Source organism: Aminithiophilus ramosus (assembly GCF_018069705.1).
Classification (GTDB): domain Bacteria; phylum Synergistota; class Synergistia; order Synergistales; family Aminithiophilaceae; genus Aminithiophilus; species Aminithiophilus ramosus.
The window spans coordinates 549360-565055 of record NZ_CP072943.1; the positions used below are offsets into that span (position 1 = coordinate 549360).

Annotated in this window: 16 protein-coding genes and 1 rRNA gene; 12 read left to right on the top strand and 5 right to left on the bottom strand. The window is 63.9% G+C overall.

The genetic code is table 11. From position 1 onward, the window contains the following. Positions 1-3: 3 nt before the first annotated feature. Positions 4-119 (top strand): 5S ribosomal RNA (rrf, locus tag KAR29_RS02280). Between the two features lie 148 nt (positions 120-267). On the opposite strand, the gene KAR29_RS02285 is transcribed toward rrf, so the two are convergent. The 5 genes from KAR29_RS02285 to KAR29_RS02305 all read right to left on the bottom strand — a co-directional run bounded on the left by KAR29_RS02285 (position 268) and on the right by KAR29_RS02305 (position 4785). Continuing rightward, positions 268-1272 (bottom strand): hypothetical protein, encoded by a 1005-nt coding sequence (locus KAR29_RS02285; protein WP_274374035.1) that lies wholly within the window; start codon positions 1270-1272, stop codon positions 268-270. Positions 1273-1417: 145 nt separating this feature from the next. Next, positions 1418-2203 (bottom strand): hypothetical protein, encoded by a 786-nt coding sequence (locus KAR29_RS02290; RefSeq protein WP_274374036.1) that lies wholly within the window; start codon positions 2201-2203, stop codon positions 1418-1420. Between the two features lie 90 nt (positions 2204-2293). After that, the gene (locus KAR29_RS02295) at positions 2294-2977 is read right to left on the bottom strand and encodes a tetratricopeptide repeat protein (protein WP_274374037.1); all 684 of its coding nucleotides are present in this window, start codon (positions 2975-2977) and stop codon (positions 2294-2296) included. Next, positions 2974-4002 carry a hypothetical protein gene (locus tag KAR29_RS02300; RefSeq protein ID WP_274374038.1) on the bottom strand — a complete coding sequence of 343 codons (1029 nt, stop codon included), beginning with the start codon at positions 4000-4002 and terminating at the stop codon, positions 2974-2976. The genes KAR29_RS02295 and KAR29_RS02300 overlap by 4 nt, the downstream gene beginning before the upstream one ends. 9 nt (positions 4003-4011) lie before the next feature. Next, complete coding sequence (locus tag KAR29_RS02305; RefSeq protein WP_274374039.1) at positions 4012-4785, bottom strand: SIR2 family NAD-dependent protein deacylase; 774 nt, start codon at positions 4783-4785, stop codon at positions 4012-4014. A gap of 164 nt (positions 4786-4949) precedes the next feature. On the opposite strand from KAR29_RS02305, the gene KAR29_RS02310 reads away from it, so the two are divergent. From KAR29_RS02310 to KAR29_RS02360, 11 genes are all read left to right on the top strand, one after another. Continuing rightward, positions 4950-6314 (top strand): uracil-xanthine permease family protein, encoded by a 1365-nt coding sequence (locus KAR29_RS02310; protein ID WP_274374040.1) that lies wholly within the window; start codon positions 4950-4952, stop codon positions 6312-6314. Between the two features lie 144 nt (positions 6315-6458). Further along, positions 6459-7850, top strand: coding sequence for an NAD(P)/FAD-dependent oxidoreductase (locus KAR29_RS02315; RefSeq protein WP_274374041.1), 1392 nt, complete (start codon positions 6459-6461; stop codon positions 7848-7850). 140 nt (positions 7851-7990) lie between these two features. Beyond that, positions 7991-8665, top strand: a complete 675-nt coding sequence (locus tag KAR29_RS02320) for a peroxiredoxin (protein ID WP_274374042.1) — start codon at positions 7991-7993, stop codon at positions 8663-8665. Positions 8666-8699: 34 nt separating this feature from the next. After that, positions 8700-9194 (top strand): ferritin, encoded by a 495-nt coding sequence (locus tag KAR29_RS02325; protein ID WP_274374043.1) that lies wholly within the window; start codon positions 8700-8702, stop codon positions 9192-9194. A gap of 168 nt (positions 9195-9362) precedes the next feature. After that, positions 9363-9902, top strand: coding sequence for a flavin reductase family protein (locus KAR29_RS02330; RefSeq protein WP_274374044.1), 540 nt, complete (start codon positions 9363-9365; stop codon positions 9900-9902). Continuing rightward, positions 9899-10747, top strand: coding sequence for a TIGR02757 family protein (locus KAR29_RS02335; RefSeq protein WP_274374045.1), 849 nt, complete (start codon positions 9899-9901; stop codon positions 10745-10747). Before KAR29_RS02330 ends, KAR29_RS02335 begins: the two co-directional genes overlap by 4 nt. 7 nt (positions 10748-10754) lie before the next feature. Next, entirely contained in the window at positions 10755-11249 is a 495-nt protein-coding gene (locus KAR29_RS02340) for a hypothetical protein (protein WP_274374046.1), read from the top strand. A gap of 58 nt (positions 11250-11307) precedes the next feature. Beyond that, entirely contained in the window at positions 11308-12774 is a 1467-nt protein-coding gene (locus KAR29_RS02345) for a VWA domain-containing protein (RefSeq protein ID WP_274374047.1), read from the top strand. After that, the gene (locus KAR29_RS02350; RefSeq protein ID WP_274374048.1) at positions 12771-13601 is read left to right on the top strand and encodes a PP2C family protein-serine/threonine phosphatase; all 831 of its coding nucleotides are present in this window, start codon (positions 12771-12773) and stop codon (positions 13599-13601) included. The genes KAR29_RS02345 and KAR29_RS02350 overlap by 4 nt, the downstream gene beginning before the upstream one ends. A 58-nt stretch (positions 13602-13659) precedes the next feature. Continuing rightward, positions 13660-14220: an FHA domain-containing protein gene (locus tag KAR29_RS02355; RefSeq protein ID WP_274374049.1), complete on the top strand. Its 561-nt coding sequence runs from the start codon at positions 13660-13662 to the stop codon at positions 14218-14220. Further along, a complete protein-coding gene (locus KAR29_RS02360; RefSeq protein WP_274374050.1) occupies positions 14214-15695 on the top strand; it encodes an FHA domain-containing protein in 1482 nt (493 codons plus the stop codon). Before KAR29_RS02355 ends, KAR29_RS02360 begins: the two co-directional genes overlap by 7 nt. Position 15696 lies beyond the last annotated feature (1 nt).

Below are 15696 nucleotides of genomic sequence, written 5' to 3' on the forward strand. Positions count from 1 at the left end.
GTTTTCGGTGGCCATTGCGAAGGGGAGACACCCGGCTCCATGTCGAACCCGGCAGTTAAGCCCTTCAGCGCCGATGGTACTCCGGGGGGAACCCGCGGGAGAGTAGGTCGCTGCCGAAAACCTAGCTTCGACGGAAGGGGAGGTCCGAATAGGACCTCCCCTTCTCGCGTCCCGTCTTTTCCTTCCGTCTCTCCCTCGCCTGCGTCTTTTCCCGCGCCTCTTCTCCGCTCCCGGCGGGACTCGGAACGGCCGGGACCGCCCCCCCCTTCAGCCTCCTGCTCGACTCAGGCCATGGGCCGTGCGGGCGAAGAGATCCCAATGGTACTCGTCGGGGCTTTGAACCGCGGCGAGAGCCTCCAGGCTGAGCGTCCAGAGCTCCAGAGGAAGCGACGGGGCGGCGAGCTCGGAGCCCAGAGGACCCAGCCTTTCGGCCAGAGAGGTCGCCTCCTCTTCCCTCTCGGTGATCCAGAACCACCAGGTGACGTCGTCGAACCCGTCGCTGTCGCGGTCGAATCGGCGGGGAAGAAAGAGGGCCCTTTGACTGCCCAGAAAGAGATGAAGCCGTGCCATGTCATCGGCCACTTCCTCCAGGGAGGGACCGCCTTCCGGAGCCAGCCGGAAGAGGAACCGATCGGTCTGGAACAGCTCGAGGTCGTCTCCCTCGGGGCGGGGCAGGTGCTGGTAAAGAGCCAGATCGTAGCGGTGGAGCAACAGGAGGTCGACGGTAAAGGACGCCTCGGTGAGACCCGCCCGGTCCAGGGCGGTTTTCCTCCGCCGAAAGGCTCCGGGCTCGTCTTCGTCGGACGGGTCGGGAGGGCATAGGCGGTTGAACCGGAGCCAGGCCTCGTCGTCGCGGTAGGCCCAATGGAGACGTCGGTTTTCGATCCTCCAGAGCGGTCGGTCTTTCATATCCGGCAGGTAGGGGAGGGCGGTACCGGCGCGGAAGGTCTTTTCGCCCCACTTTCCCAGAAAGGCCCGATCGAGGTGTCGCTCGAGGCGATTTCGTTGCAGCCAGAGGCGGGGGGCGACGACAGGCCAGCCCGGATCGGCCTCCAGGAAGGCGCCTTTGGCCCGTTCCCGGAAAAGCGAGGCTCCGGTTTCGGTCAAAAAGCAGCAGGATCCTTCCTCTTCCAGCAGCCCCAGGCGGAGCAGCGTCTTCAGATCCTCTTCGGATTCGCCCACCGACAGAAGCAGGTCCGGACTCCAGCAGGGGTGCCTCCGATCGAAAAGGAGAAGCAGCGATTCCTGGTCCACGAGAATTTCCCCCTTCATCTCCCACCGTGTTTTGCGGAATCCGACCCGTCGTTTTTTGCCGGTTTACGGGCCGTCCCGGAGACGGCCCGTCCCTACGGAGCCGGACGGAGCCTTCGTAAGGCGGTTCCCCTCTCTGCCGGCGATCTCTCCTCATCGCAGGGGATCATCGTATCGGGACGATCTTTCCCATCCACAGGTAGCCCCAACGGGTCGCCTGATCGGCCAAAAGCGTTTCGTCCCATTCAAACCAGGCACTGTCGTTCTCGTGGACAAGACACGTCACGGTGTAGAGGTGTCGCCGCAGCAGCCGGTCCGGAGTGAGGCGCAGGTCTTCCGAAGGAGCGGGGATCTTATACCAGCTCCTTCCGGTCCAGACGAAGAGGATCGAGGGGGTGTCTCCCTTCCAGGCGACGGGGACGTGAGGCCTGTCGAGGAGGCCCATGCGATCGACGAGGGATTGCCAGGAGGCGATGGAGAGAAAATGGTCATCGGTCGTCCAGGGGAAGCGGGGAGCCGCGGATCGTTCCGACGGCGCCGTTTCCCCTGTCGGGGACGGGGCGGGGAGCGGGAGGGCGCTGCCCGTTCCCCGCAGGGGTTTGATCGGCAGGATCTGAAGACCCGATATCTCGGCGAGAGTGACGTAGGGGGCGAGGGAGAGCGTCTGGGGGACGATGGACCCGACGATGTAGTTTGTCGGCGTCAGCTTGTTCCCGTCGTAGGAGCCGTAGACCCAGACGCCGTTCGAAGTCTGAGTGACGGGATAGCCGTCGAAGGTGACGTACCAGCCCGGAGGAGTGTTGTAGGGACGGAAGAGATGGAACGTCATGGTTTCGTAGGCGGGTTGAGCGACGAGAAGAGGTTCGACGACGTAGGTGACGGGGAGGGCGGATCGCGCCGACAGCAGGAAAAGGAGAAGGGCGGCGGCGGCGATCCGGATCTGTCTTCTCACGAAAACCATCCTCTCTTTTTTAGGCCCTGAAAGCCGGGGGGCTCCTGTCCGGTGGGAAGGGCGAGGAAGGCCCCTTCCCACCCGGTTCGGTCATGAGCCCGGAGGCGGCGGCGGGAAATAGAGAGGCCCTTCGGGGCTGGCGGAGGCTCCGGCGGGAGGAAGATCTCCGGACAGGGGATCTCCGTCCGCCGTGGTTCGCTCGGCGGAAGAAGAAGGGCCGTGGAGCGGTCCGGCCGTCGTCGGGACCGAACCCTCCGGGAGGGGCCGGGTCGCGCCGGCCTTCGTCCCGGGGCCGAGCCGTTCGTGGCCTGTCCGGTCGATCGTCTCGATTCGCGCCGGTTTCACGGGGTCCCAGAGGGGACGGCGTCCCTCCGAAGAGGGGTAGGCGATCTCCCTGGAAAAGGGCGGGTAGCCGGGATCGATTTCGAGCGTTTTCCGATAGGCTTTCTGAGCCTTGGCGAGAAGGCCTCTGGCCTGGTAGGCCTGGCCGAGGCGGTACCAGCCATGGGGATTGTCGGGTTCGATGATGACGCACAACTCAAGGAGCTCCGTCGCTTTGACGAAAAAACGGCGCTGGAGGAGGTCGTTTGCGTCTTCCAGGAGCCGGTATTCCCTCTGGAGGGTTTGGGAATCGACGGTGGAGAAGAAGGCCTTGAGGTCTTTCGCCTCGCCGCGGGCCTCCCGAGGGAGCCCTGCGACGAAAAGACAGGCGAACAGGCAGGCCGCCAGCAGTCCGATCCGCCCCGGGGGAGAGTCCCTTCCGTCCGTCGTCAACGGAGAGACACCGCCTTTCTCGGGCCGTAGAGGGGGGCCGTCACGAGATCGTTGAGCGCCACGGGATCCTCTTTCTTTTCGTTGACGAGGAGGACGATCGATTCCGACTCGAAGGTCTCGAGGACCTTGACGTTGCCGACGACCTTGGGGAGCAGGACGACGGCGTTTTCCGGATCGGCCGTGACGTAGGTGTCGCTCCGGGTGACCTGAAGGATGTCCCCTGCGGCGAGAGAATCTCTCCGTCCCAGCGAGACGATGTAGGTCCGCCGCTTCGGCGTGGCGTCGGCCTTTGGCGCCAGGATTCTGCCGATGAGGAGGAAATCGCCGCTTTCGAGGTCCGCGATGCGATCGGCCGCCTTGGCGATGGCGTTCATGAACGATTGCCACGTCGATGTCGTGGAAAACTGTCGCCAGGTGAGGCGGCTCATCTTTTCCCCCCTGTCGCCCGGCGTGAGCCGCAGGAGGTCGAGGCCGTCCTTGTGAAGGATATCGAAGAGGGGGAAATCGCGGGCGACCCAGAAGAAAAGGCGATCGTCGCCGGGGTCGAAGGTGTAGCGCCTGTCCTGTCCCGAGGCCATGGCCGAGGAGACCATCTCTCCGCTGGCGCCGTCGTAGAGGCGGACTCTGAGGACGACATGGCCCTGCTCCCACGTTCCCAGAGCTTCCCGCTCCTTGCTCAGGACGGAGGAAAGCTCCATCTGAACGGCCATATCTCCCGGCCTGCGGGGGTCGGCGAACCAGGTACGGGCCTCGTCGAGGACGAGCACGTCGGTGAAGGGATCCTGGCGGAGGGTCGCGGCGAGGCGGTCGGTCATGCGTCTGCCGAGGACGTCGAAGGGGTAGTACTTGCTCTCCCAGACCTGGAAGTCGGTGAGGTTGACCGTGGGCAGGAGGACGATCTGTCGGACGGAGCGCCCCCAGGCGGGGCCCTGGAGGAGCGCCGCGAAAAGGAGGGCCAGAACGAACGCCGCGGGACGGCGCCTTCCCTTTCCTCTATTCGGGAGATGGTCGGCTTGGCGTCTCATCGGCGGGCCTCAGTGAAGGGGGGCGACGAGGTTCAGCCCATCGTCGACGCGATGGAAAAAGGCGTCGATGTCCTCTTCGGCAAAAAGGTCGATTCGTCTGCGAGGAAGATAGCGTTCGGAAAAATCCCCGCGGTTGACGACGACGATCTTCCCTTGACAGAGAGAGGGGAGGAAGGCGGCCGGCGTGACGACGAGGGAGGAGCCGGCGACGACAAGGAGATCGGCCTCGACGGTCGCCCTCTGACAGGCTTCGAGCTCCCGGACGGCCTCGCCGAAGAAGACGACATCGGGTTTGATGACGCCGCCGCAACGGCAGTGTGGGATCTCTTCCGCAGCCATGAGGGTTCGGAGGGAGTCGAGAGTGAAGGAGGCTCCGCATCGGCGGCAGTGATTGCTCCCGATGCCGCCGTGAATCTCGAGGACCTTCTTCGACCCGGCGGCCTGATGGAGGCCGTCGATGTTCTGAGTGACGACGGCCTCCATCGCTCCCCTCGCCTCGAGGGCCGCGAAAAACCGATGGGTGAACGTCGGGGTGATCCGCTCGAAAAGCCGGAGAAATTCCCGGTGGAAGCGGTAGAACAGGGAGGGATCTCTGTCGAAGCGCTCGATGTCGAAAAGAGCTTCGGGATTGTCGACGCCGGCCCGCCGATAGAGCCCTTCCGGGCCCCGGAAGTCGGGGATTCCTGCCGCGGTGGAGAGTCCCGCGCCGCTGAGCAGGACGATCCTGGAGGCCTTCTCGATCCAGGAGGCGCAGGTTTTGGCTTGTGTCTCGGTCTTTTCCACGAGGTTCACCTCCGAAATGATTTTACCGCCTTTGGGACGAAAGGTGGAGAGAGAGGGCGATCTTGTTTTTCATTTTTATTTTATGCAACCGGTTACACGGGATGCTACAATAGCTCGGGCTCCAGGCCCCATTCCCGCCCTGCGCGGAAAACCGGAGGTGCCTCATGGCCATGAAAAACCTGGTCTACGGCGTAGATGACAAACCGCCCTTTCCCATTATGGTCCTGGCAGGGTTTCAGCACGTTCTGACTCTTTTCGGCGCCACAACCCTTGTCCCCCTCATCTTCGGGCCCGCCATGGGCATGTCGACGGCCGAGATCGGCTTTTTCATCTCCTGCGTCTACTTCGCCATGGGTGTCGCCACCCTCGTTCAGACCCATCCCCGGCTCGGCTCGGGACTTCCCATCGTCCAGGGCTCGAGTTTCAGCTTCATCCCCTCCATCATGACCGTCATCGCCGCCTTCGAGGCCGGCGGGCCTTCGGTGATCATGCAGAACGTGGCGGGCGGTCTCATCGTCGGCGGACTGGTCCTTTCTCTTATCGGCTATTCCCGCCTCGTAGGTGTGATCCGCAAAGTCATCACGCCCGTCGTCATCGGTCCCACCATCATGGCCATCGGCTTCTCCCTCGCTCCCACGGCCGTCCAGTTCAACGCCGCCAACTACTGGCCCGTCTCCCTCCTCGTCGTGGGCTGCGTCTTCGCCTTCAGCCTCGTCATTCACCAAAAGTACGTCAAGATCTTCGCCATCCTCATGTCGATCACTCTGGCCTATCTCCTCTGTCTCGCCGGCTCCCTGACGGGCTTTTTCGCCGAGGGACATGCGGCCTATGTCAACCTGGCCAGCATCGGCGAGGCGCCCTGGTTCCGCTTCACCGGTCTCATGCCCTGGGGGGCGCCCAAGTTCAACGTCGTCGCCATCGGCGCCATGATGGCCGGCTTCTTCGCCGTCATGATCGAATCCATCGGCGACTACCACTCCTGCTCCTATGCCGCCGGCCTTCCCGATCCCGACGGGGCCACGATCAGCCGCGGCATCGGCGCCGAAGGCCTCAACTGCGCCATGGCCGGCCTCTTCGGAGCCGTGGGCACCACGTCCTACACGGAGAACATCGGCCTCATCGGTCTCACCGGCGTGGCCTCCCGCTGGGTCGTTCGGACCGGCGCCGTCGTCCTCATCATCATGAGCATGATCGGCAAGCTTGGAGCCCTCATCGCCACCATCCCCTCTCCCGTCATCGGCGGCGCCTACATCGCCCTCTTCGGCATCATCGGTGCCCTGGGCATCCAGATCCTCATGAGGGCCGACATGGGAAGCCAGAGAAACGTCCTCATCGTCGGTTTCGCCTTCCTCATGGCCCTGGGGCTGCCGGGCTGGGTCGAGGGACAGAAGGATCTCTTCTTCGGCCTCGGCCTCGTCGGTCAGGTCCTCTGGGCCATCCTCAAAACCCCCATGGCCGTCGCCGGCATCTGCGCCGCCTTCTGGGACTCGCTCATTCCCGGGACGAGGAAAGAGCGGGGCCTCGAATAGGCTCGAACAGGAAAAAAGGGAAGCTTCATCTTTCAGGACAACAAAAGGGCGGAGGGCGACCTCCGCCCTTTTGTTGTCTCCTGCCAGGTCCTACACTGGAGGAGAGGGGTATCTCCGTCGCAGAACGAAAGGAGCTGGGCTTTCATGAAAAACGACTACGATGTGATCATCGTCGGAACGGGACCGGCAGGCCTTTTCGCGGCAAGAGAACTCATCGCCGCAGGGCGGGATGTCTTGCTCGTCGACAAGGGCAAGCCGCTTGAGGAGCGGCACTGCCCGCTCAAGGAGGGAAAGGTCTCCCGGTGCATTCACTGTCGCCCCTGCAACGTCATCTGCGGCTGGGGGGGGGCGGGGGCCTTCAGCGACGGCAAGCTGACGTTGACGCCGGAATTCGGCGGCAACCTGGAGCGCTACGTCGGGCGGGATAAGCTCCTGAAACTCATCGACGCCGTCGATGCCGTCTATGTCGGCTACGGAGCGGATATGCCCGTCTACTCTCCCGACGGGGATTTCGCCCGCGAGATCGCCCGAAGGGGGCGTACGACGGGGCTTCGCATCATACCGGCCAGCATTCGCCACATGGGGACGGATCGCTCCAAAGCGGTCCTGGCCTCCGTCTACGAGGACCTCGTCGGGCGGTGCGACATCCTCGTCAAGACGGAAGTGGAGCGCGTCCTCGTCGACGGGGGAGAGGTCCGAGCCGTACGGCTCTCCGACGGCCGGGAGATCGCCGGCCGGGTCGTTCTCCTGACTCCGGGCAGGGAGGGTGCTCCCTGGATGGAGCGCGTGGCCCGTGAACTTCACCTCACCATCGATTCCCTCCCCGTCGACATCGGCGTCCGCGTCGAGATCCCCGCCGATTGGGCCCGAGAGGTGACGGATCAGTTCTACGAGGTCAAAGCCCTTTTCAACGCCCCCACCTTCGACGACAAGGTCCGGACCTTCTGCATGTGCCCCGGAGGCGAAGTGGTCACCGAGTACCAGAGCGAGAAGGAGATCGTCACCGTAAACGGTCACAGCAACCACGATGTCAAGACGGAAAACACCAACTTCGCCCTTCTCGTCAGCACCGAGTTCACCGAGCCCTTCCACGATCCCAACGGCTACGGAAGCCACATCGCCCGACTGGCCAACATGCTGGGCGGCACGGTCCTCGTGCAGCGTCTGGGCGATCTGAAGTCGGGCCGGCGATCGACGGCCTCCAGGATCGAAAGGGGACTTGTCCGCCCGACCTTGGCGACGGCCGAGCCGGGCGATCTCTCCTTCGTCCTCCCCTACCGCCACCTGAAGGACATCATGGAGATGATCACGGCGCTCAACGCCATCATGCCCGGCATCGACGGTCCCCATACGCTCCTTTACGGCGTCGAGGTCAAGTTCTACAGTCTCCGTCTGGCTCTGTCGGAAGAGCTCCAGTCCTCCGTCAAGGGGCTCTTCGTCGCCGGAGACGGGGGCGGCGTCACCCGGGGCGTCATTCAGGCCTCGGCCAGCGGGATCGTCGCCGCTCAGGGCATAGAGAAGGCCCTCTCCCGGTAAGATCAGGGAAGGTGAAGTCGTTTCGTCCGATTTTTTGATCAATGCCAGAAAAGCCTTGACGGGGAATCGCATCTGTTGTATAACTAAAACCGCCCAGCAAATTGAAACAAATTCAAACAAAACAGAGGAGGTTTTTCTTCATGGAACAGACGCGTATGCCCCTCATCGGTGAGACCTTTCCCTCGATGGAAGTGACGACCACCCATGGCCTGATGCGCCTGCCTGAGGACATTGCGGGCCGGTGGGTTGTCCTTTTCAGCCACCCCGCCGATTTCACCCCTGTCTGCACGACGGAGTTCGTCGCCTTTCAGAAGCGTTTCGACGCCTTTCAGAAGCTGGGATGCGATCTCATCGGCCTCAGCGTCGATCAGGTCTTCTCCCACATCAAGTGGACGGAGTGGATCGCCGAGAACACGGAGACGATCATCGAGTTCCCCATCGTCGCCGACGACGGCTCCGTCGGCAGGCGGCTGGGCATGATCCATCCCGACAAGGGGAGCAATACGGTGAGAGCCGTCTTCATCCTCGATCCCAAGGGGACGATCCGGGCCATTCTCTACTACCCCCAGGAGTTGGGCCGCAACATGGACGAGGTCCTGCGCATGGTCCGAGGCCTTCAGGTGGCCGATGCGAACGGCGTGGCCATTCCGGCCAACTGGCCCCAGAACGAGCTCATCGGCGACAAGGTCATCGTGCCGCCCGCCTCGGATGTCAAGACGGCTCAGGAGAGGAACGAGGCCCGCAAGTGCTGCGATCAGCCTCTCGACGGTTTCGACTGGTGGTTCTGCTACCGTTCCCTCGAAAAGAAGGATTGAGTTCGGGGGGTGCTTTCGGGGAGGTGCTAGGGCTATGTTGAGTGACAGAATGACGAAGGCTCTGAACGATCAGATCAACGCCGAACTGTACTCGGCCTACATCTACCTGGCCATGGCCGCCTATTTCGAGGATCAGAACCTCCCCGGCGCCTCCTCCTGGATGCGCCATCAGGCCCAGGAGGAAGTGGAGCATGCCATGAAATTCTTCCGCTTCGTCAACGAGCGGCGAGGCCGCGTCATCCTCGCCGCCGTGGACAGGCCGCAGGCCGAGTGGGAGAGTCCCCTGGCCGCCTTCGAGGAGGCCTTTCGGCACGAGCAGTATGTCTCGGGGAGAATTCACAGCCTCGTCGAACTGGCTCAGGCCGAGAAGGATTACGCCACGGCCAGTTTCCTCACCTGGTTCGTCGACGAGCAGGTCGAGGAGGAGGCCGCAGCCGATGGCATCGTCCGGAAATTGCGTCTCGTCGGGGAGACCAAACACGGTCTTTTCATGATCGACAGAGAGTTGGGCGAGCGCGGCGGCGACTAGGCAATCTGGACGAAGCGCCTGTGGGGGGGGAACCCCCCCTTTTTTTGTTCTTTCCTGTCGGGAGAGTCCATGAAAATACAGTTGCTCTTTTTTGCCTCAGATACGAAAATGGGGAAGTGATTCCAGGCCCTTCAGGGAGGACCGACGCTAAAGGAGGGAACGCCTTTTATGGAAAATCGACTGGATCCCAAGGCCCTTTTTTCGCTGAGCTACGGTGTTTACGTCGTTTCAGCCCCCTACGAGAAGGGCTGCCCTTCGGGCTGTAACGGTCAGATCGCCAACGCGGTGATGCAGGTCACGGGTGAGCCGCCCTGTCTGGCCGTCTGTCTCCACAAGGAGAATCTCACGACGGCCTGCGTGGAGGAGAGCGGCGTCTTTTCCGTCGCCGTCCTCGAAGAGGCCGTTCCCATGACCTTTATCGGCAACTTCGGTTTCAAGTGCGGCCGCAATCTGGACAAGTTCGAGAAGGTCTCCTTCCGTAAGGGAGCGACGGGAGCCCCTCTTGTCCTCGACTGGACCCTGTCCGTGATCGAGGCCGAGGTGGTGCGCTCCGTCGATGTCTTCACCCACATCCTTTTCATCGGCAAGATAGTCGCCGCCGAGGCCCTCAAAGAGGGTATCCCTCTGACCTATGCCAACTACCACCTCATCAAGAAGGGCAAATCGCCCAAGACGGCGCCGACGTTCATCTTCAACGAGGTCAAATGACGGCTCTTGCGGAGCGGATGAGAGCCTATGCCCCGGCGCTGGAGTGTCTTTACCGCGCCTATAACGTTCCCGAGTTCCTCCATCCCGACCCCGTCGAGATCGTCCGCCGCTATCGGTCTCTGCGTGAACGGGAGATCGTCGCCTTCGTCGCAGCCTCTCTGGCTTACGGTCGTGCGACTCTGATCCAGAAAAGCCTGACGGAGGTTCTCGCCGTGTTGGGCGACTCTCCGGCCTCCTTCCTGAAAGAGGTGGGGGCCTCTTTTCTGAGGGAGCGTTTCTCCGGTTTCCGACACCGCTTCACCGACGGGGCGGAACTGGCCGATCTTCTGGCCGCTCTGGGCTCGGTTCTCCGCGAGAGGGAAGGCCTGGAGGCGGCCTTCGGCGAGGGCCTGCGGCGGGGAGAGAGAAGCCCTCGTCCCCTGGCCTCCTTCGTGGGCCTTCTGCGCTCGAAGATGGCCCGCCCTTCCTCCAGCCTTTTGGCCGACCCCGATCGGGGGAGCGCCTGCAAGCGCCTGCACCTTTTCCTCAAGTGGATGGTGCGCGTCGATGCCGTCGATCCCGGCGGGTGGTCCGTCCTGGCTCCCTCGGCCCTCGTCGTTCCCGTCGACACGCACATGCATCGCATCGGCCTCGCCCTGGGCCTGACGGAACGGGGGCAGGCCGATATCCGGACGGCTTTGGAGATGACCGAGGCCTTTGCCCTGGTCCGCCCCGACGATCCGGCGCGCTACGATTTCGCCCTGACCCGCTTCGGAATCCGATCCGACCTGGATATGGAGTCCCTTCTCGCCTTCTGTCGCCTTCCCGCCGAGGGGGTCCCGCCTCTTCCGCCGCAAAGGAGCTGAGCCTCCCTTGGCCTTTCTCGGGCTCTTCCGCAAAAAGGCCCGGCCCGTTGAGGTCGGTGCCTACCTGACGGACTACGTGGTCCGTCCCTTCCGTCACCATCGCGATCACGTCGAGCCGTGGAGCGGGAAGGGAGTGCCGACGGAGCGGGTCCTGGACGAGCTTTTTTTCCTTGAGATCTTCGCCGTCGACTACGCCGTCACGATGTCGTTGGGCCCTTCTCCGCGGCGGGCCGTCATGGAGGCCTTCTGGAAGGTCCTGCGCCGTCGAGTCGGGGAGGACGAGGCCCCCTCCTTCGGGGAATATCGGAGGCGATCTTCGGTCTACGAGGAAAGGCTGGCCTTGCCCTCCTCCGACCCGGCCTCGGCCGTGGGCGCCGTCTTCGCCTCTTTTTGCGCCGACGCCTCCGGTGTCGTGTCGGAGCAGGCCGTCACGGAATTCGCCACGGCGGCCACGGCCGTCGTGAAGTTCCTGAGGCGTTTCGACGTGGCTGAGCCCGGGTGAATGACGAGCCGATGTGCTAGAGTGGGTCTAAGCCTGAATCATTGAGGAGGGACGTCTCATGTACGGCCCCGGGAGATGCCGATATCCCCTTGTCTTCGCCTGCGCCGTCGTCGCGGCCCTTGCCCTGGCCTTTCCGGCGACGGGTCAGGGGCGGTTCCGCATCCACCAGGCCCTTTTGGGAGAGCCGCCGAAGGCGACCTTTTTCCTGGAAGTCTTCGACGGAGCGGAGACGCCTCCTGCCCCGGTCGACGGCGACCATCTGCGGTTTTTCTGCGAGGGACGGCCCCTTCCCCTTCTGGCCTCGTCTCCCCTCGAGGGCAGCGGCGAAGGGACGGCCTTCATCTTTCTCGTCGACATCTCCAAGTCCCTGCGAGAGCCCCAGATGAGGCTCATGCGGGAGGCCCTCTCCCGCTTCGTCGAGAAGATGGGACCTGCCGATTGGGGGGCCCTCCTCTCCTTCGGCGACGAGGTGCGCCTTCTTGCCGATTTCACGGCCGACCGGCAGAGGCTCCTTCGGGAGATCGACGCGCTGCGTCTTTCCGATATGACGACCAACCTCCACCGCGGGCTGGTTCGGACCCAGGAACTGGCGCGCCGTCTCGATGAGGGATTGCCCCGCCGCCGGGTGGCCATCGTTCTCTCCGACGGCAAGAACGAGGCCGTCGGCGGAGAGACGCGCGAGGAGGTCCTCGATAGTCTCCGTCGCGACGGAATCCCCCTTTTCGCCCTCGGCTTTTACGCTCCGCCCCTGGAGCCGATGCGCCCCCATCTGGAGTGGCTCCGACGATTCGCCGAAGTCTCGGGCGGCGAGTATTTCCCGCCGAACGGGACTCCCTTGGGCGACATCCTCAAGGAGCTTCAGCGCCGACTCGGCCTCGTCTGGCACGCCGATGTGGATCTCTCCTCCCTCCCCTTCGACGGCAGAGAGGTCGAGGTGGAGGCCCGGCTGGCTTGGCGTGGGGAGGTCCTGACGGACAGAATCCGCCTCAGGCTCTGGCCTTCCTCCTCTTCGCCGGGAAAGGTCACGGAGCCCTCTTCGGCGCCGCAATCCGAGATGGAGGGGGAATCGGAGAGGGCCGCTTCCACCCCTCGTTGGCCCTTTTTCCTCCTGCCTCTCCTTCTGCTCGTGGCCCTTGTCCTCCTCTTTTCGCTGCGGAGGCGGGGTTCCTTCAAGGCCTCTCCTTGCGACCGGACGGGGCCACGCGAGCTGATCATCGAGATCAACAGAGAGGGGCATCTGGAGGACGTCTTTTCCCTCTCCCTGGCGGACAAGGCCACCCTGGGGCGATCCGACGACAGCGGGATCTGCATCAAGGGAGATCCCGCCCTTTCGGGTCTCCATTGCGAGCTTTTCCTCAGCCAGGGACGCCTCTACGTCCGGGACCTTCACTCCACGAACGGGACCTACCTGAACGGGCGGCGTCTTTCCGCTGACGCCGTTCCCGTCGCCGCCGGCGATGAGCTTCTCCTGGGGCGGACGACGGTGCGCCTGAGGCGCATCGGCAGGGAGAACGCTCCGGCATGAGATGGGTCGTCGGCAACGGCCAGGGACGGGGGACCCGCCTTCGCCAGGAAGACAGTTTCGCCTGTTCCGACCTCTCGGACAGGGCCTTCGTCGAGCGGGCCGGTTTCCTGGCCGTCCTGGCCGACGGCATGGGAGGAATGGCGATGGGGCGCGAGGCCAGCTCCGTCGCCGTCGAGACCATCCTCGAGGCCTATGCCGTCAAAGGGCCCGGCGAGACCGTCGGAGAGGCGCTGCGGCGGGCCTTCGTCAGGGCCAACAGGGCCGTCTCCGATCTGGCCAGCGAGGTGGGGCTGGCGGGATCGGTGGGCACGACGGCCGTTGCGGCCGTCCTTTTCGAGGAGAACCTCTATTGGGCCTGGGCGGGTGACAGCCGGGTCTACCTTCTGCGGCAGGGCTGTCTCCACCCTCTCACCCAAGATCACAACCTGGCCTGCCGTCTCCGTCAGGAGGGGCGCTCTCCTCGCGAGGTGGCCCGTCATCCCGACAGGGAGGCCCTGACGAGTTTTTTCGGTCTCGCCGAGATTCCCCTTCTGGGGCTTTCCGAGACCCCCTTGCCGCTGGAGGAGGGTGATCGTGTCCTTCTTTGCAGCGACGGGCTCTACCGCAGCCTCTCCGACGAGGAGATGGCGGCGGTTCTCGCGGGGAACCCAAGACTGGCCGGAGAGAGCCTCGTCGCTGAGGCTCTGGCCAAAAAACGGCCTCGACAGGACAACGTGACGGCCCTTGTCGTCTCCGTCGAGAGGGCTTCCGTGCCCGACGGAGGCGGCCTTCTGTCGAGCGTCGCCGCCGGAGCCCGCCGTCTTCTGGCCCTTCAGCGGCAGGCATGAGCTTTATGATGAGGGGACGGTGCGAGTCCCCTTTCCCGATGGAGGAGGTCGAGCAGACATGGCATGGGTTCGCTGCGATAAAGGGCATTACTACGATGATGAACGCCACAGTCTATGCCCCTACTGTGGCGTTCAGGATCTGGCCGGGCAGGTGACGGCTCTGCACGACGAGGATCGCTCCGAGATCGCCGAGGATAAGACCGTCCGCCTTGACGACGGAGGGCTTCGGGCACTGGGCGGAACCGGCGAGGGCGAGACGGTGGCCTACGTCAGGGCCAAGACGGGAATGGATCCCGTGACGGGATGGCTTGTCTGCATCGAGGGACCTGACAGAGGGCGGGATTTCCGTCTCCGAAGCGAGAAAAACAGCATCGGCCGCCTGGCGACCAACGACGTTTCCCTGGCAGATGAGACCGTTTCCAGGGAGAATCACGGCTTCGTCGTCTTCGACCCGCGAAAAGCCTCCTTCAGCGTTCGGGCCGGCGAGGGACGGGGACTGGTCTACAAGAACGGGGAGGAAGTCCCCTTCTCGGAATCCCTCAAGGCCTACGACGTCATCGAACTGGGACAGACGAAGCTCCTTTTCGTGCCCCTCTGCGGGGAGGCCTTCCGATGGTAGGCGATCGCTTCTCGCCTGTTTCGCGTCTCCTGGCGGCGGCTGTCGTCGTCCTGTCCGTCCTGGCCGGAGCGGCCCGGGCCGAGCCGACCCGTCTCGTCCTGGAGCAGGCCCATCGTCAGGGCGGGGAGCTCGTCGTCGTCGCCGACATCCGTGACGGAGCCGATAACGCCCTGGCCGAGATCGCCTCGGAGGGTGTCAGCGCCACCTTGAACGGCCATCCTCTCTCCTTGAACGCCGTCGGTCGTTTCGATTCCGTCGGCGAGAGGGCCACCTATCTTTTCCTCGTCGACATCTCCAAATCCCTCAAAAAGGATCAGTTCGACGCCCTCCGCAAGGGGCTCGCCGACTGGATTTCCGCCATGGACGACGACGATCGCTTCGGCCTCATCGCCTTCGGCGAATCGGTCCAGGTCCTGACGGAGCTGGGCTCGGACAGAAAGGGTTTTCTCGCGGCCCTGCCGACGCTGACGCCGACGGACAATTGGACGCAGCTCAACCTGGCCCTTTTGCGGGGCCTCGAGATCGGCCGCCGCCTCGACGAGGACTTGCCGCCGCGGCGGATGCTCGTCGTCATTTCCGACGGCATCGAGGATTCTCTCGGAGGTGCCTCAAGAGAGGAGCTTCTCCTCCGTTTCAAAGAGGCCTCCATTCCCGTCTACGCCTTGGGATACACGGCCCTTCCCCTCACGGACAAGAAGAAGGAGGGGCTGACCCACCTCGGGGAAATGGCCCGTTCCTCCGGCGGCGATATCGTCGTCGTCGAAGGGGCCAAGGATTTCGCCCAGGGTTACCGAAAGCTCCGGGAGCGCATCGAACGGAGTTGGGTCGCCCGGTTTGCCCTCAAGGACGTCTCCTTCGGTGAGAAGGCCCGCCTTGAACTCTTTCTCCGGAGCGGAACGCGTCTTCTCAGCGACGCCACGGACCTTCGGCTTGCCTCCGTCTCCGCTCTTCCCTCGGAGGTCCCCCCCGCCTCTCCTGCCTCGGAGGCCTCTGCCGCGGCTTCTTCGGAACCGGCGAAGCGATCCTCGGCCTTCCTCCTCGTCATCGCCGGAGGCCTTCTCCTGGTCGTCGCCTTTGTCTTGAGGCGTCGTCGCGTCACCTCGGTCGCGTCGAAAGGGGAGGGGGAGAGGGGCGACAAACCGCAGGTCCTCACTTCGAGGGGCCGTCGTCTGAGGCTGACGGTGGTCCGGGGAGCCCAGCCCTCGCGGGTCTTCGATCTCGACGTCGACGAGCCCGTCGTCGTCGGCCGCTCCCCGAGCCGTGCGGGACTGGTTCTCGAGGGCGACCTGGGCATTTCGGGAGCCCATCTGAAGATCTTCGATCGCGACGGCGTCCTGTACGTCGAGGACCTTCACTCGACGAACGGAACCTTCCTCAACGGGGTGGCCCTTGACGGGGCCTATCGTCTCAAGGACGGAGATCTGCTCCTGATGGGCGGCACGGAACTTCGCGTCTTTCTTCCGGAAAAAAGCTGAG

Excerpts from the sequence above, each read along its gene's own strand:
- KAR29_RS02285 (WP_274374035.1), bottom strand. The coding sequence starts at position 1,272 with ATGAAGGGGGAAATTCTCGTGGACCAGGAATCGCTGCTTCTCCTTTTC.
- KAR29_RS02300 (WP_274374038.1), bottom strand. The coding sequence starts at position 4,002 with ATGAGACGCCAAGCCGACCATCTCCCGAATAGAGGAAAGGGAAGGCGC.
- KAR29_RS02310 (WP_274374040.1), top strand. The coding sequence starts at position 4,950 with ATGGCCATGAAAAACCTGGTCTACGGCGTAGATGACAAACCGCCCTTT.
- KAR29_RS02315 (WP_274374041.1), top strand. The coding sequence starts at position 6,459 with ATGAAAAACGACTACGATGTGATCATCGTCGGAACGGGACCGGCAGGC.
- KAR29_RS02320 (WP_274374042.1), top strand. The coding sequence starts at position 7,991 with ATGGAACAGACGCGTATGCCCCTCATCGGTGAGACCTTTCCCTCGATG.
- KAR29_RS02325 (WP_274374043.1), top strand. The coding sequence starts at position 8,700 with ATGTTGAGTGACAGAATGACGAAGGCTCTGAACGATCAGATCAACGCC.
- KAR29_RS02330 (WP_274374044.1), top strand. The coding sequence starts at position 9,363 with ATGGAAAATCGACTGGATCCCAAGGCCCTTTTTTCGCTGAGCTACGGT.
- KAR29_RS02335 (WP_274374045.1), top strand. The coding sequence starts at position 9,899 with ATGACGGCTCTTGCGGAGCGGATGAGAGCCTATGCCCCGGCGCTGGAG.
- KAR29_RS02345 (WP_274374047.1), top strand. The coding sequence starts at position 11,308 with ATGTACGGCCCCGGGAGATGCCGATATCCCCTTGTCTTCGCCTGCGCC.
- KAR29_RS02350 (WP_274374048.1), top strand. The coding sequence starts at position 12,771 with ATGAGATGGGTCGTCGGCAACGGCCAGGGACGGGGGACCCGCCTTCGC.
- KAR29_RS02355 (WP_274374049.1), top strand. The coding sequence starts at position 13,660 with ATGGCATGGGTTCGCTGCGATAAAGGGCATTACTACGATGATGAACGC.
- KAR29_RS02360 (WP_274374050.1), top strand. The coding sequence starts at position 14,214 with ATGGTAGGCGATCGCTTCTCGCCTGTTTCGCGTCTCCTGGCGGCGGCT.